We start from the raw sequence: 15,302 nt of genomic DNA on the forward strand, positions 1-15,302 counted from the left end.
TTGAAATTTGTTGCAAAAATACGGATTGAAAAAAAATAATTTTAGATTTTTATCAATTATTTTTCAGTTTTATCGGTGCTTCTAAATGGCATCATTCCAATTTTGAAACTTCCTTCAATCACAGCTTTTTCGAGATTAAGAATTCCTTTCAACGATTCATAATCTACTTTATCTGCATCGTCAGTTGGTTTGTGATAATCGTCGTGACCACCTGTATGGAAAAATAAAACTGGAATATCTTTCTCATAAAACGAAGTTTGATCCGAGCCGCCTCTACCTTCATAACCTGTATAAAATTTGACAAAATCAGTCGGATTAATTTCGTTAAAAATCGTTTCAAAAGCTGGAGAAGTTCCATAACCTATAATAGAAACACCAGATTCTTTGTTCAAACGACCAATCATATCCATGTTTAACATCCAATGTACTTTCGATAAATCATACGTTGGGTGTTTCACAAAATAACGTGAACCGACCAAACCTAATTCCTCAGCACCAAAAGCAATAAATAAAAAATTAACAGGTTCTGTCACTTTATTTTTACTGTAAAATCTTGCCAATTCTAACAAGCCTGCAACGCCAGAAGCGTTATCATCAGCACCATTGTGAATCATTCCATAGCTATCTTTCGCCAAAGAACTTCCTTGCTTTCCTTCTCCCAAATGATCGTAATGTGCACCAATCACAATCGTTTTATCCGCTTTATTATCTAAAAAAGCAATCACATTTTTTGCAGAACGAATACTGTCAACAACTTTCACTTTTTTCACTTTCGCTTCAAATCCTTGAAAATAACCATCTTCTCCTAAAGGTTGAAGTTTATATTTTTTGAATTCTTTCGCAATATATTTTGCAGCTTTCAAATTTTCTTCACTTCCAGTTCCTCTTCCTTTCATTTTGTCATCTGCCAAAAAATAAACGTGTTTTTTAAGGTTTTTGACTTCAATTTCTTGCGCAAAAGACTTGGCTCCTACAATCAAAGATAAGATGATAACTATTTTTTTCATATTCAATTTCGACTAAGTATACTTCTAACAAAAATAGAAAAATAATCAAGAATATAGATGAATAGGATAATTTTAGAAATTTAATTTTACTTATTATCACTGAAAATCAGGGTGAATAGTTCAATAATTGTTAAATTTCAAAAACTTTTTTAAAAATTGATGCAACATTCAAAAACTTGCTGCGTCTATACAATAGAAACAACAATGAAACCTTGAAAATTTTGGAGAAAGAAAATTTTTCAATAAATGATAAACAACTATTAGATTGGTGCGAATCTGGTGTAGAGGCTGGTTATACTCAGCTCTATCATCGCTATTCGAAATCAGTTTACAATTCTGTTTATCGTTTGGTAACAGAAGTTTCTGATGCGGAAGATTTGACACAAGAGATTTTTATTTCACTTTTTTCTGATATTCAAAAGTTGAAAAACATCGAGAATTTAGGAGCTTGGTTTAGTAGAGTTGCGATTAATAAATCGATTTCACATTTACGAAAAAACAAAGTTTATTTTTCTGATGTTGAAGGAGCAAATATTATTGATGACAGTGAAGAAACTTTGCAAGAAAAACAAATGTTGGATGGTAAAATTGAAGAATTGCAACAAGCGATTGAAGAATTACCAACGGATACAAGAACAATTGTGAATCTATTTCTATTCGAAGACATGCCGCAAGAAGATATTGCTCAACTTTTGGGATTGAGCCACAACACGGTGAGAAGTAAATATCATCGTGCAAAAAAGAAAATTTACGAAACCTTACAACAAACCGTTTGCAATGAATGATTCTTTAAAAAAACATATTGATAATAACAGAGAAGCCTTTGAAAACAAAGAACCTTCTGCAGAATTATGGAAAAGAATTCAGGCTGAGATTCCTAAAAAGGAAGAAAAAACTTTGGTAATTGAACAACCTAAGAAATGGAGAATTCAGAATTGGAGTATCGCTGCTTCTGCACTTGTTTTATTGAGTGTTGGTGGATATTTTTTCTTGAAAAATGATCAAGTAAATTCGCCTAAAACAATTGAAATTGTTAAGGAAAAACAGGTTAAAAAAGTAGAAGAAATTCAGCCAGAAATTGTTCATCCAACTGAAATTAAAACTGAAAAAAATCAAAAAGAAATTCAGTTTGTAAGAGTTCAGAAAGAGAAAAATTTCGAAAAAATTGTTCAACCAAAAGAAGAACTAATTGGTATAAATGAAAACCTTAAAAATGAAATTTTAAGTTCATTAAACGATCAAGAATCAACAAGTAATCGTATTAATGCAATTGCAAAAATAGCTGATTTACCAAGTATTGATCACAATTTAAAAGAGAGTTTATACAACTTAGCTTTAAATGACAACAATACAATTGTGCGACTAAATGCACTCGAAGCACTTGCTTCAAAATTACCTAAATCGGACGTTTCAAAAGAGTTAACAGACATTTTTATGAAGCAAGATGATCCGATGGTACAAATGGAATTAATAGGAATGATAGCGCATATCAATAATGATCAAATCGATTTGAAATTAACAAATAAATTACAAGAAATGGTTATGGATCCTACAACAAAACCGTTTGTGAAAGACGAAGCGTACGCGGTTCTTTTTAGAAAATAATAATTAACAAAAAATCAAAAAAATGATAAGAAAAATATTTTTGGTAGCTGCATCTGTTATGATGATGTCTACGTACACTTTTGCACAAAATGAATCGAAAAGTGCGAATGAAGATAATTCAAAAACATACAAATTAGCTGTAAGTAAAGGAAAACTGAACCTTGATCTTGGACGTGTAACAGTAGAAGGTTACAACGGAAACGAAATTGTTTTTTCTACAAAAACAAGATCGCGAGATAATGACGAAAGAGCAAAAGGATTGCGCTCAATCAACTCATTAGGGCTTGAGGATAACACAGATTTAGGAATAAATGTTGTAGAAAAAAATGGTGTAATCGAGGTAAAACAACTTCAACAAATGACGCCTCCAAACATCAAAATTTTGGTTCCGAAAGGTGTAACAATTTCATTTAATCATCAATCTCAATTTGGAAGTACCATTACATTCAAAAATATTGAAAACGAAGTTGAAGCAACTGCAAGTTACAACAATGTAGTGTTAGAGAATGTAACAGGTCCTGCAACAATCAACACGATTTATGGTTCTATCGATGCGAAATTTAGTCAAAATGCAAAAGGACCTTTGTCGCTTGTGTCGATCTATGGTCACGTGGATGCTTCGATTCCGAAATCGTCTAAAGCAAATGTAAAATTAACAACTTCGTTTGGTGATATTTTGATTGCACCTGAATTATCATTGAAATTAGAAACAGTTGATAAATCATCTGAAATGATAAAAATTAACAATCAAGCAACAGGAACATTAAATGGCGGAGGAACAAGCTTCCTTTTCAGATCAGATTATAGTAAAATATATTTAAGAGCGTTATGAGAACAGTAATTTTATCTTTAGCAATGGGCTTATTGGCAAATTTATCAATCGCTCAAACAAAAATTCAGAAGAGTTTTTCAGTTGAAAAAGGTCAAGAATTAACATTAAAATTTGATTATCCGCAAATCGTTAAAATCACCACTTGGAAACAAAACGAAGTGAGTATTTCTGGAAATGTAAACATCAATAATGGTAAAAATGATTCAAATTTCAACTTAACAGAAAGCAAGAACAGTCAAGGAAAAACGATCGAAGGTAAAGTTTTTAACCTAAAAGATATTCCGCATCAAGTGACAGCGACTTTTGGAAGTGAAAAAAAACAATTTCAAACCAAAGAGGATTATCAGAAATATGTTGATGCAAATGACATCAAATCTTCTTCGGTTTCTACAGGAGTACAAATGGATATTGTATTGGAAATTAAAGTTCCTGAACATATGAAAACAACTATCGAATCAACGTATGGAACAATTGAAGTTATTAATTTTGAAGCACCAATTATCGCACAATCAACATATGGGAGTGTGGATGCAACAATGAATGCAAAACAAATTGGAGAAATAAAAGTGGAAACTTTTTTTGGGAAAATGTACACGAATTTAGATTTTACAATCAAAACTATAAAATCAGATAATTTTCATTCAGTAATTGCAGCAAACGTAGGTAAACAGCCATTGCAAGAATTTTCTTCTAAATATGGAAATGTCTATTTGAGAAAATAAATAGTAGATAAATTATAACATTTTTTGAAAGCACAATTGAGGATTCTCAGTTGTGTTTTTCTTTTAGAAAAGATTATTTTTGATAAAAATTAAGCCTTGAATCATTTATTTAAAGTTGCGCTAAATTGGATGAAGAAAGATAATATTTCTTCTTCTTTAAGCAGAATATATACAAAAAGTCATCATATTTCGATTGAAGGAAAACCTGATTTAGAGGTTTCTGCTGCGAAAGCTTTCAAAGGTGATCCAAATTTATACAATCCCGAAGATTTGCTTTTGAGTAGTTTGACTTCTTGTCACATGATGTCGTATTTATATTGTTGTATACAACATAAAATTGATGTAATTTCTTACCAAGATCATTCAGAAGCTACACTGCAAGTCAATCCTGACGGAAGCGGAAAGATTGTAAAAGTAGATTTATTTCCTGAAATTATTATTTCTGATTCATCACAAATCGAGTTGGCGCTTTCACTTCACAAAAAGGCAAATGAATTGTGTTTTATAGCAAATTCATGTAATTTCCCAGTATATCATCACGCAAAATGTAGCGCAAAATAAAACTGAATTGATTTAGGTTTTAAATTAACTTTCCTAAAACCGTCAATTCGAGTGAAACTCGTTTAGAATTTTGTATCGAGAATAGGTTTTAGAAGATAAAATTCATCTTATTACTGATTCATTATCATCAATCGTCTTCAAAAAATACACCTTTTTTGACGTTCCGAACGTCGTCGACTGCATCCAAGACGTATCTGACGTGGTTCTGAACCTAGCTGACCACGTCCCGAAGTAAGCTAGCTTACAAATTCAGTAAGCTGACGGCGTCTTGAACCAAGACAGCCTGGTTCATAACCAATACAATTGGGTTACACAACCCAAACTTTCACGTTCCGAATTTCTTCGTTCACGTCTTTAACCCCAAAATATACGTTAACTAACCCCATTGGCTTAGTCCCGAACCAAGCCAGCTTACTAACAGACCAAGCCAGCTTAGTTTTTTACATCGTACACTTAGTAAACTACGAAGCTAACTTACAAAGTTAGTAAGATGACGATGTCTAAGACATCAAAATCCATCTAATAATCATAGAATTCGATGAGTTTTAAACAAAATATATTGTAAATTATTTCATTACAATTTCTCTTTCAAGAATTTAGCAGTGTAGGATTCTTTTACTTTGATAATCTCTTCTGGCGTACCTTCGGCAACCAAATAACCGCCTTTCTTCCCTCCTTCTGGACCAAGATCTATCACCCAATCCGCTACTTTGATAATATCCATGTTATGCTCAATTACAAAAACCGAATGTCCTAAATCAATCAAAGCACGTAATGCTTTAATCAATTTCTGAATATCATGGAAATGCAGACCAGTAGAAGGTTCATCGAAAATAAACAAGGTTTTGTTAGTCGTTTCTCCTTTCGTCAAAAAGAAAGCTAACTTCACACGCTGCGCCTCTCCACCAGAAAGTGTATTCGACGATTGCCCAAGTTTTACATAACCCAAACCAACGTCTTGCAACGGTTTTAGTTTTTCGACAATTTTATTTTGTTGATGAGTTGCAAAAAAGTCAATTGCTTCATCAATTGTTAGATTTAAAATATCTGAAATAGATTTTCCTTCGAACTTAACTTCTAAGATTTCTTTCTTGAAACGTTCTCCATGACAATCTTCACAAACCAGCTCAACATCAGCCATAAACTGCATTTCGATGGTAATCGTTCCTTCTCCTTTACATGTATCACAACGTCCGCCATCTACGTTAAACGAAAAATGTTTTGGTTGAAATCCCATTACTTTACTCGCTTTTTGATTAGCAAATAAATTTCGAATATCGTCGTAAGCTTTTACGTAAGTCACAGGATTAGAACGCGAAGATTTTCCGATTGGATTTTGATCGATTAACTCAACACCTTCTAATTGTTTCAAATCACCAACTAACTCATCAAAATCACCGATTTTATTTCCAAAAATCTCGAAATGACGCTGAACGGCTGGTGCTAAAATATCTTTCATCAACGTCGATTTTCCTGAACCCGAAACTCCTGTAATCACAGTTAATTCGTTCAGAGGAAATTTAACATCAATATTTTTTAGATTATTTTCTCTTGCTCCAATAATTTTTAGATAATTAGGAGATTTTAAACGTTTTTTAGGAACTTCAATCTCTAATTTTCCGTTCAAATATTTAGATGTTAATGTATCACCTTTTAATAATTCATCATAGGTTCCTTCAAAAACTACTTCACCTCCATTTGTTCCCGCTTCAGGACCAATATCGATGATATAATCGGCAGCTTTCATAATATCTTCATCATGTTCTACCACAATCACTGTATTGCCTAAATCGCGTAAACGATGTAAAATCGTAATGAATTTGGCTGTATCACGCGAATGTAAGCCAATCGAAGGCTCATCTAACACATACATCGAACCAACCAAACTACTTCCCAAAGAAGTTGCTAAATTGATACGTTGTGATTCTCCACCAGACAAAGTATTCGAAGCACGATTTAGCGTTAAATATTCTAAACCAACATCTAACAAAAACGTTAAACGCGACTTAATTTCGTATATAATTCGACCCGCTATTTGCTGATCATATTCGTTAAATGTAATACTTGTGAAGAAATCATTCAACTCATTCAAAGGTAAATCAACCAAATCATTGATCGATTTATCCGCTATTTTCACGTAATTTGTTTCTTTACGCAAACGCTTTCCTTTACAAGTCGGACAAGTTGTTTTACCACGATAACGAGACAACATAACACGATATTGAATTTTGTATGTATTCTCCTCAACCATTTTGAAGAAACCATCCAATCCTTCCCAATCATTATCTCCGTGCCACAAATAATCTTTTTGTTCTTCTGATAATTCAAAATATGGTTTATGAATTGGAAAATCTACTTTCTGAGAAAGTTTGATAAAATGATTTTTCCACTCACCCATTTTCTCACCTTTCCAAGCTACCACTGCATCTTCGTAGATTGACAACGATTTATTTGGAACGACAAGATTTTCCTCAACTCCAATTACTTTCCCATAACCTTCGCAAGTTGGACAAGCTCCATAAGGATTATTGAAACTAAAGAAATGAATCGTTGGTTCATTGAAAATCAGACCATCTGATTCGAATTTATTAGAAAAATATTTTACCGAATTATCTTCTGCATTTACAATCGCTATTTCTCCTTTTCCTTCAAAAAAAGCTGTCTCGATAGAATCTGCCAAACGATGATAAAAAGATTCTTCATCCTCTGTTGGCAAAGCGATACGATCAATGACAAGATGAACATCATTTTCGGGTTGAGGTTCAAAATTAAATGAAATTAAATCTTCAATTTTCACTTGATTTCCATCGACACTCAAACGTGTAAACCCCTGTTGTTGAAGAATATTCAAATGCTCTGCAAACGAACGTTCCTCTGGCACAACCAATTTTATTTGAAGAATAAATTTAGTTTCAGCCGCAAAAGTTTTTAGATAATCAATCGCATCCGTTACCGAATCTTTTTGAACTAATTCTCCTGTAATCGGCGAATATGTTTTTCCAATTCGTGCGTACAACAACTTTAGATAATCATAAACTTCTGTTGTTGTCCCAACTGTAGAACGTGGATTTGTTGAATTTACTTTTTGCTGAATCGCTATTGCTGGAGCTATTCCTTTGATATAATCAACTTGTGGTTTATCCAATTTTCCTAAAAACTGACGTGCATAAGACGACAAACTTTCGACATAACGACGCTGACCTTCCGCATACAACGTGTCAAAAGCCAAAGTAGATTTCCCAGAACCAGACATCCCAGTAATCACGACCAATTTATTTTTTGGAATCGCTAAATCAATGTTTTTTAAGTTGTGCAATTTTGCACCTTTAATCAGAATAAATTCTTTCGGATCAAGTTGATTGATATCTTTTTTCATCGTGGCGCAAAGTTAAGTTATTTTAGAAAGTTAAACTTAATTACCACAGAAATTAGTCATAAAATATAACGTATAAAAAAGAACAGATTTAGTTAAAATATAAAAGCGCATCAACATGTTGACGCGCTTTTTTCAATAAAAAAATAAAAATTTATTCCTGAAATAATAAATAATTTTCTTCGTTTAACTCTTGGTATCCAACATCGTACACATAAAAAATCGTGCCGTTTTTTGATTCATCTACATTTGTAATGTACTTAAAATCAAAGTTTCTCAAACTCAATTCGGTTTTATTTACCGAACGAATTCCTTCATCTAATAAAGTTTTCAATATACGATTATTCTTTCTTAATCTGTTATTAATATTACGAACAATTTCAACTTTATCTCGATTAAGATTATTATTATAAGAATTACGACAAAAATCATTGCAGAACTTTTTGTCTTTTCGACCAAATAGTGTTTGGTTGCACTGTAGGCATGTATTCATAAGTTAGTTTTAAGGTATGTAAGTACAAATATAAAAAAAAAGTTATTGAATTTACAAATAGTTAACGTTATACAGTTACTGTGTTTAAGTAAAGTCATAAATATTTAATAAATGTTTATAATCTTATTTATTATTTTTGTTTAAATTTTATTGATTTTGAAAATTTTAAACAAATTACCCGACCCTTTTATTCTGTTTTTATTCGTTGCCATTGTTGTTGCCTATTTTTTCCCCGATATTAGTTTGTGGTCTTACAAAGATTTTAATCTGAACACAGTAATTGATATTGGCGTTATTCTAGTATTCTTTTTTTATGGGTTAAAACTTAATTGGAAAGAAGTTTTCAAGGATTTAGCAAATTGGAAAATGCATGTCTTGATTCAATCTATTACATTTATCTTTTTCCCATTATTAGTCTTGTGTTTTTATCCGTTAGTAAAAAGTTTCCCAATTTATTTTACACTTTATGTCGCAATATTTTATTTAGCCGCGTTACCAAGTACCGTTTCTTCGTCAGTTGTAATGGTTTCGATTGCAAAAGGAAACATACCAAGTGCTATTTTTAATGCAAGTATTTCTGGATTAATAGGTATTGTTGTTACACCACTTTGGATGAGTTTGTTTTTATCAAAAAGTAATGGTGAATTTGATTTATTAGCCACTTTTTTAGATTTGGTTCTTAAAATTATTTTACCTGTTTTTGTCGGTGCACTTTTACAACCTTATTTAGGATTCTTTTATAATAAATATAAAAAGCAATTCGGGAATTTAGATAAACTAACCATTGTACTTATTGTTTACAACAGTTTTAGTCATACTTTTTTGGATGGATTATTTACAAAATTAGGCGTTCTTCCGTTGTTGGCTGTTTTCATAATTGTAGTTGCGTTGTTCTTTTTCTTTTTTAATCTTTCAAAATGGATTGCTAAGAAAATGAATTTTAATCGGGAAGATGATATCACAATTCAATTTTGTTCGACTAAAAAATCATTGGTTCATGGCTCGGTAATTGCAGCAGTTATTTTCACGGGAGATATCGGTATTTATTTGATTCCGATTATGCTTTACCACACTTTTCAGTTAATTTATATCAGTTATATCGCCAATCAATATGCTAAAGAAGTTGAATAAAACTTATAGAAGTATCCTTATTTTTCTATTTCAAATTATTTTATTTTCGATACTATTTTCAATAGAAAGCGTTGATGATTTTATCGTGAATCATCTTACATTTCCAATTTCAAGATTTATTGCAAAAATCACGAATTCAGTTCATTTTCCTGTTGGAGAATTATTTTATTTAATTATTGGAATAATCGGTTTTGTACTGATTTTTAAATTGATTCGAAGTTTTTTTAAATCAAAAGAAAAAGTTTTGCATTCAATTTATTATATTATGATTTTTGTAAATTGTATTTACTTTATTTACACGTTTGCTTGGGGCGTGATGTACAAAAAAGAAACGTTAACAATTGACAAAGAAAAAATCGTTATTCAACCTAAAATTCTGAAAGAAATCTATTGCTACGAACTTGATAAAGCAATATCAGCAAGAAATTTAATCGAACACAATGATTCGACAACCACGATAAAATTCAAATCAGATTTAGAAGAGTATAACCAAGAGTTTTTTGCTTTGCAATCTCAAGTAAAAAATGTAAAATGGTTGAAAAATTATCGATTATTAAATGATACACATTACAAATTATCTTGGATTTCGGAAATGCAAAATTATATGGGAATTTTGGGATACTATAATCCTTTTACGGTAGAAGCAAATTTGAATCGATACAATACAAATTTAAAACAACCTGCTACACTTTTTCACGAATATGGGCATCAAATGGGATTTGCATCAGAAAGTGAAGCTAATTTTTTGGCTTATTATTTAGGTACAAAATCTAAAAATCCTGAAATTAATTATTCGGTTTATTACAAAAGTATTTACACACTTTTAGGCGCTATTTACAAATCTGATCCGTATTTTGTGAAAATGGAATTGGATAATATGCATTCTAAAATAAAGCAAGACAGAAAAGCCGAATTAAAACATTATTTGAAATATGAAGGTGCTACAAGCGATACTTTTTCTGAATTAAATAATCAGTTTTTGAAGGCAAATAACCAAGAAGGAACGATAAGTTATAGCAAATATGTCGAATTGATTTACTTGTTATATCAAACAAAAAAAGCAACGAATTAATCGTTGCTTTTCTATTATTGTTAAAGTTCTAATTATTTAAAATTAATCTTTCCGCCAGCTAATTTTTTCTGATTACGTTGCGTTGGATTACCATAAATATCAATCACTCCACCTGCTCTAGTTTTTGCATCTACAGATTTCTCTGCTCTCGCTTCTATTACTCCACCTGCATTTGTTGTTAAACTTGCTGTATCAGAATTTAATGTTTTCGAATAATATTTTCCTCCAGAATTTGCAATTACAGTCTGAAATTCTGTATCACCAGTTAAAATTACTTCTGCACCAGAATTTATTTTGACTTCTAATTTTGAGGTTTCGATTGGTAATTTGATAGATGAACCTTCGTTAGATGTCAAATACAATGCTTGTGATTTTACAACATCATCAGAATAAATACGAGAACCTTGACTTGCTTGAATTTCGTATAAAGATTTGTAATAAACCTTAACCGTTGCTTCTCCTCCTTGCATCAATTTGGTTCCTGTCATTTTCAATTTCAGTTCACCTTTGTTATTCTCAACTTGAACATCACTCGCATTAACTCCATCTATTTTTACTAAGTTTTCATTTGAAGAAATTAATTCAACCGGGATTTTATCATAAACTTTTAAGATATTAAAATCTCCAACATTTATCTCTTCTTGCGCAAATGCAAAAGTTGAACAAAATATAGCTGCTGCTGATAATACGATATTTTTCATAAAAAAAGTTTTCTAATTTGATTTGAAATTACACAAAATTTAAACCAAAAAAGAAAACTTAAGTTATTTTTAAGATATATTGTAAGAATTATTTCGCTCCTTCAGCTGTTAATTCAGCAATACGTACAATAATTTCTGTTGCTTTTTCCATAGATTCTACTGGAACATATTCGTAAGGTCCGTGGAAATTGTGACCTCCAGCAAAGATATTAGGGCAAGGTAATCCCATAAAAGATAAACGAGCACCATCTGTACCACCACGAATTGGTTTGATATTTGGCGTAACTCCACAATCTTTCAAAGCTTGTTCTGCGATTTCAACTGATTGAAATTTCTCTTTTACTTTCTCAATCATATTAAAATATTGATCAGAAACTTCTGCTGTAATTACCTCATGATCAAAACGCTCTTGAATATCAGCAGCAATTTGTAAAAATAGAGCTTTACGCGCTTCATATTGCTCCATATCGTGATCACGGATAATGTACACCATTTTTGCTTCAGATACATTTCCTGTAATTTTAGCTAAATGGAAGAATCCTTCACGACCATCAGTTAATTCAGGAACTTCGTCATTTGGTAATTGTGCAGCAAACTCCATTGCAATATTAGATGCATTAATCATCTTATCTTTTGCATAACCTGGGTGAACAGATTTACCTTTGATTGTAACAATTCCAGATGCAGCATTAAAGTTTTCGTACTCTAATTCTCCAATTTCAGAACCATCCATTGTGTAACCCCATTCTGCACCAAATTTCTCTACATTAAAGAAATCTGCACCACGACCAACTTCTTCGTCAGGTGTAAATCCAATAGCGATACGTCCGTGTTTAATTTCTGGATGAGCAATCAAATACTCAGCAGCTGTTACAATTTCTGCAACACCAGCTTTATCATCAGCACCTAATAATGTTGTACCATCAGTTGTAATGATAGTTTGACCTTTATATTGAGATAATTCAGGAAATTCGTTTGGTGATAAAATCATTGATTCGTTCAATTTGATATCTTCACCATCATAATTTTCCCAAATTTGAGGTTGTACATTTTCTCCAGAAAAATCTGGCGATGTATCCATATGAGAAACAAACCCAATTGTAGGCACTTCGTGATCAACTGTAGAAGGAACATATCCGAAAACATAACCATTTTCATCAATAGAAACGTCTTCTAAACCGATTTGTTTTAACTCCTCAACCAAATAATTTGCTAAATCCCATTGACGATCTGTACTTGGAAATTTATCTAAAAAAGCCTCACTTTCAGTGTAAGTTTTAACATATTTCAAAAAGCGTGTTACCAACTTTTCTCTCCATTCTGTTTGCATTGCGTTTTAATTTTTGTCAAAATTACTAAATTATCTACCTTTAAGGCGCAAATAAACCAAAAAAATGAGTGAGCTAACTTTTAAAATTATTGAATGTCCACGCGATGCGATGCAAGGACGCAAAGATTTTATACCAACTGACAAGAAAATCGATTACTTAAATCGTTTATTGACTGTTGGTTTTGAAGCGATAGATTGTGGAAGTTTTGTTTCGCCAAAAGCGATTCCACAGATGGCGGATACGAAAGAAGTTTTAGATAATATTGATAAAACCAATTCAAAATCGAAATTATCTGTTGTTGTTGCCAATAAAAGTGGCGCAATGAAAGCTGCTGAGCACGAAAAAGTGGATATTATTGGATTTCCTTTTTCTATTTCAGAGAATTTTCAACAATTCAACACGAATAAAAGTCGTGAAGAAGCGTTCGAAATGGTGAAAGAAATCAACCAAATTGCAAATGATAATGGTAAACATATGTTAATTTATTTATCGATGGCGTTTGGAAATCCTTATGGAGAAACTTGGAATGAAGAAATCGTAAAAGAATGGTCAAAAAAAATGGCTGATATCGGAATTTCTTCGATCAATTTATCAGATACAATTGGTGTTGCAGATGAAAAAACAATTGTTGATTTGTTCCAAAATTTGATTCCTCATTATCCAGAAATTGAATTTGGCGCACATTTTCATACCGTTTATACCGAATGGCATTCTAAAGTACAAGCCGCTTATGATAATGGTTGTCGTCGTTTTGATGGTGCTATAAAAGGTTTGGGCGGATGCCCAATGTCAAAAAGTGATATGGTCGGAAATATGCCAACCGAGAAGTTAATTAGTTTCGCAAATGAGCATAAAGAAAAACATGGTTTGAATCTTTTTGATTTCGAATCTGCTTGGAATGTTTCTTTGCGTACATTTGGCTTAGTTTAATCTTAACAATAAACTAAAAAATCAATTCTTTTGTTAAAGGAAATTAAAATATGTTGGACTTTAACAAAAAAAGTTAAATTTGCTCATCGGTAAGTTTTTTATCGAGCTTAGAATATTAAAATGAAATTAAAGTATATGAAATTTAAATCGAGTATGATGTTGCTAATTGCAGCATTATTTACGGTAAATACTTTTGCACAAACAGCAAAACCAACACCAAAACGTCTTGCTAAAGTAGATGGTATAGCTGCTGTTGTCGGAGATCAGATTGTTTTAGAGTCTGATGTAGATCGTGACTATTTAATGTCGAAACAACAAGGGATGAAAGTCGAAGACAAATGTGATTTCTTAAACGATATCATGTTAGATAAAATGTTGGTTGATCGTGCAAAACAAGATACTTTAATCAAAGTGACACAAGATGAGGTAACTCGTCAATTAAACAACCAAATTGAAGGTTGGATTGCTCAAGCTGGAGGAGAAAAACAAATTTTAGACTATTTTGGATTCCGTACAATGGCGGAAATGAAAAACGAGACTAAATATATCGTTGAAGATAATATTTATGCGCGTAACAAAAGAGAAATGGTTGTAAAAGGTGCTGATGCTACGCCAGAAGAAGTTCGTTTGTTTTTCGAAAAACACCAAGGTGAATTACCAGATGTGAAAGACGAAGTTTCGATTAGCCATATTGTAACTTATCCTGAAGTTTCGCAAGAAAATCAACAAAAGATTATTGATCAATTAAAAGAAATCAAAAAAGAAATTGAAGAAGGTGCCTCTTTTGCAACGAAAGCAATTTTATATTCAGAAGATCCAGGTTCTGCAAGTAATGGTGGTGAATACAAAAAAGTTTCTCGTGGTAAAATGGTAAAAGAGTTTGATGCGGTTGCATTTAACTTACAAGAAGGTGAAATTTCTGATCCATTCAAAACTGATTTTGGGTATCATATTATTAAGTTAGAAAAACGTCGTGGACAAGAATTAGATTTGCGTCATATCTTGATTACGTTGAAACCAACGGAAGAAGAAATAAAAAAGGCTTATAATAAATTAGATTCGATTCGAGTTTTAATTAACGACGGAAAAATGACATTTAAAGATGCTGCATTAAGATTTTCTGATGATAAATACACGAAATTCAACTCAGGAAATATCATGAACCAAAATTCTGGTGACGATCGTTTCGAGAAAATGGCTTTACCTCTACCAATGTTTACAGCGATTGCAACATTAAATGAAGGAGATATTTCTCAAGTTTTCGAAGATGATTTTGATAACAGAAAAGCTTTAAGAATCTTAAAAATCAATAAATTTTATCCAGAGCATAAAATCAATTACCAAGATGATTATTATAGAATTCAAAAATTTGCAGTTCAAGATAAAGAACGTACATTGTTGATGGATTGGGTAAAACGTCAAGTTGGTGATGCTTACATTAAAATTGGAAAAGAATACCAAAGTTGTAATTTCCCGATCGATTGGGAAAAGAAAAACCAAAAATAATAAAACAAAAAACCTCGAGAAATTCTCGAGGTTTTTTT

Annotated in this window: 14 protein-coding genes; 9 read left to right on the forward strand and 5 right to left on the reverse strand. The window is 31.8% G+C overall.

Annotated elements, in window-relative coordinates:
- Positions 1–56: 56 nt before the first annotated feature.
- Positions 57–1,007, reverse strand: coding sequence for a M20/M25/M40 family metallo-hydrolase (locus B4A23_RS03985; protein ID WP_291117116.1), 951 nt, complete (start codon positions 1,005–1,007; stop codon positions 57–59).
- Positions 1,008–1,228: 221 nt separating this feature from the next.
- Here B4A23_RS03985 and B4A23_RS03990 point away from each other — a divergent pair, with 221 nt between their 5' ends.
- The 5 genes from B4A23_RS03990 to B4A23_RS04010 all read left to right on the forward strand — a co-directional run bounded on the left by B4A23_RS03990 (position 1,229) and on the right by B4A23_RS04010 (position 4,727).
- Positions 1,229–1,792, forward strand: a complete 564-nt coding sequence (locus tag B4A23_RS03990; protein WP_291117119.1) for an RNA polymerase sigma factor — start codon at positions 1,229–1,231, stop codon at positions 1,790–1,792.
- Positions 1,785–2,612, forward strand: coding sequence for a hypothetical protein (locus B4A23_RS03995; RefSeq protein WP_291117122.1), 828 nt, complete (start codon positions 1,785–1,787; stop codon positions 2,610–2,612). The genes B4A23_RS03990 and B4A23_RS03995 overlap by 8 nt, the downstream gene beginning before the upstream one ends.
- Before the next feature lie 22 nt (positions 2,613–2,634).
- Positions 2,635–3,444, forward strand: coding sequence for a DUF4097 family beta strand repeat-containing protein (locus tag B4A23_RS04000; RefSeq protein ID WP_291117125.1), 810 nt, complete (start codon positions 2,635–2,637; stop codon positions 3,442–3,444).
- On the forward strand, positions 3,441–4,166 hold the full coding sequence (locus B4A23_RS04005; RefSeq protein ID WP_291117128.1) for a hypothetical protein: 726 nt from the start codon (positions 3,441–3,443) through the stop codon (positions 4,164–4,166). The genes B4A23_RS04000 and B4A23_RS04005 overlap by 4 nt, the downstream gene beginning before the upstream one ends.
- Before the next feature lie 129 nt (positions 4,167–4,295).
- Positions 4,296–4,727, forward strand: a complete 432-nt coding sequence (locus B4A23_RS04010; RefSeq protein WP_291117476.1) for an OsmC family protein — start codon at positions 4,296–4,298, stop codon at positions 4,725–4,727.
- Between the two features lie 574 nt (positions 4,728–5,301).
- Here the strand turns inward: B4A23_RS04010 and uvrA are convergent.
- The gene (gene uvrA, locus B4A23_RS04015) at positions 5,302–8,103 is read right to left on the reverse strand and encodes an excinuclease ABC subunit UvrA (protein WP_291117131.1); all 2,802 of its coding nucleotides are present in this window, start codon (positions 8,101–8,103) and stop codon (positions 5,302–5,304) included.
- Between the two features lie 151 nt (positions 8,104–8,254).
- Complete coding sequence (locus tag B4A23_RS04020; RefSeq protein ID WP_180906674.1) at positions 8,255–8,593, reverse strand: hypothetical protein; 339 nt, start codon at positions 8,591–8,593, stop codon at positions 8,255–8,257.
- A gap of 156 nt (positions 8,594–8,749) precedes the next feature.
- Between B4A23_RS04020 and B4A23_RS04025 the strand changes: the two genes are divergently transcribed.
- Together B4A23_RS04025 and B4A23_RS04030 are read left to right on the forward strand one after the other, a co-directional pair.
- The gene (locus B4A23_RS04025) at positions 8,750–9,724 is read left to right on the forward strand and encodes a bile acid:sodium symporter family protein (RefSeq protein ID WP_291117134.1); all 975 of its coding nucleotides are present in this window, start codon (positions 8,750–8,752) and stop codon (positions 9,722–9,724) included.
- Complete coding sequence (locus B4A23_RS04030; RefSeq protein WP_291117137.1) at positions 9,705–10,796, forward strand: DUF3810 family protein; 1,092 nt, start codon at positions 9,705–9,707, stop codon at positions 10,794–10,796. The genes B4A23_RS04025 and B4A23_RS04030 overlap by 20 nt, the downstream gene beginning before the upstream one ends.
- A gap of 32 nt (positions 10,797–10,828) precedes the next feature.
- On the opposite strand, the gene B4A23_RS04035 is transcribed toward B4A23_RS04030, so the two are convergent.
- Together B4A23_RS04035 and pepT are read right to left on the reverse strand one after the other, a co-directional pair.
- Positions 10,829–11,497 carry a head GIN domain-containing protein gene (locus B4A23_RS04035; RefSeq protein ID WP_038331627.1) on the reverse strand — a complete coding sequence of 223 codons (669 nt, stop codon included), beginning with the start codon at positions 11,495–11,497 and terminating at the stop codon, positions 10,829–10,831.
- An 88-nt stretch (positions 11,498–11,585) separates the two neighbouring features.
- A complete protein-coding gene (gene pepT / locus B4A23_RS04040) occupies positions 11,586–12,827 on the reverse strand; it encodes a peptidase T (RefSeq protein ID WP_291117140.1) in 1,242 nt (413 codons plus the stop codon).
- Between the two features lie 64 nt (positions 12,828–12,891).
- Between pepT and B4A23_RS04045 the strand changes: the two genes are divergently transcribed.
- Together B4A23_RS04045 and B4A23_RS04050 are read left to right on the forward strand one after the other, a co-directional pair.
- Positions 12,892–13,758, forward strand: a complete 867-nt coding sequence (locus tag B4A23_RS04045; protein WP_286485165.1) for a hydroxymethylglutaryl-CoA lyase — start codon at positions 12,892–12,894, stop codon at positions 13,756–13,758.
- 135 nt (positions 13,759–13,893) lie between these two features.
- Positions 13,894–15,264: a peptidylprolyl isomerase gene (locus B4A23_RS04050; protein ID WP_286485166.1), complete on the forward strand. Its 1,371-nt coding sequence runs from the start codon at positions 13,894–13,896 to the stop codon at positions 15,262–15,264.
- Positions 15,265–15,302 lie beyond the last annotated feature (38 nt).

It is taken from the genome of Empedobacter sp. UBA7248, assembly GCF_002472945.1.
GTDB classification, from domain to species: domain Bacteria; phylum Bacteroidota; class Bacteroidia; order Flavobacteriales; family Weeksellaceae; genus Empedobacter; species Empedobacter falsenii_C.

Excerpts from the sequence above, each read along its gene's own strand:
- B4A23_RS03995 (WP_291117122.1), top strand. The coding sequence starts at position 1,785 with ATGAATGATTCTTTAAAAAAACATATTGATAATAACAGAGAAGCCTTT.
- B4A23_RS04010 (WP_291117476.1), top strand. The coding sequence starts at position 4,296 with ATGAAGAAAGATAATATTTCTTCTTCTTTAAGCAGAATATATACAAAA.
- B4A23_RS03985 (WP_291117116.1), bottom strand. The coding sequence starts at position 1,007 with ATGAAAAAAATAGTTATCATCTTATCTTTGATTGTAGGAGCCAAGTCT.
- B4A23_RS04035 (WP_038331627.1), bottom strand. The coding sequence starts at position 11,497 with ATGAAAAATATCGTATTATCAGCAGCAGCTATATTTTGTTCAACTTTT.
- B4A23_RS04005 (WP_291117128.1), top strand. The coding sequence starts at position 3,441 with ATGAGAACAGTAATTTTATCTTTAGCAATGGGCTTATTGGCAAATTTA.
- B4A23_RS04050 (WP_286485166.1), top strand. The coding sequence starts at position 13,894 with ATGAAATTTAAATCGAGTATGATGTTGCTAATTGCAGCATTATTTACG.
- pepT (WP_291117140.1), bottom strand. The coding sequence starts at position 12,827 with ATGCAAACAGAATGGAGAGAAAAGTTGGTAACACGCTTTTTGAAATAT.
- B4A23_RS04000 (WP_291117125.1), top strand. The coding sequence starts at position 2,635 with ATGATAAGAAAAATATTTTTGGTAGCTGCATCTGTTATGATGATGTCT.
- B4A23_RS04045 (WP_286485165.1), top strand. The coding sequence starts at position 12,892 with ATGAGTGAGCTAACTTTTAAAATTATTGAATGTCCACGCGATGCGATG.
- B4A23_RS04020 (WP_180906674.1), bottom strand. The coding sequence starts at position 8,593 with ATGAATACATGCCTACAGTGCAACCAAACACTATTTGGTCGAAAAGAC.
- uvrA (WP_291117131.1), bottom strand. The coding sequence starts at position 8,103 with ATGAAAAAAGATATCAATCAACTTGATCCGAAAGAATTTATTCTGATT.
- B4A23_RS04030 (WP_291117137.1), top strand. The coding sequence starts at position 9,705 with ATGCTAAAGAAGTTGAATAAAACTTATAGAAGTATCCTTATTTTTCTA.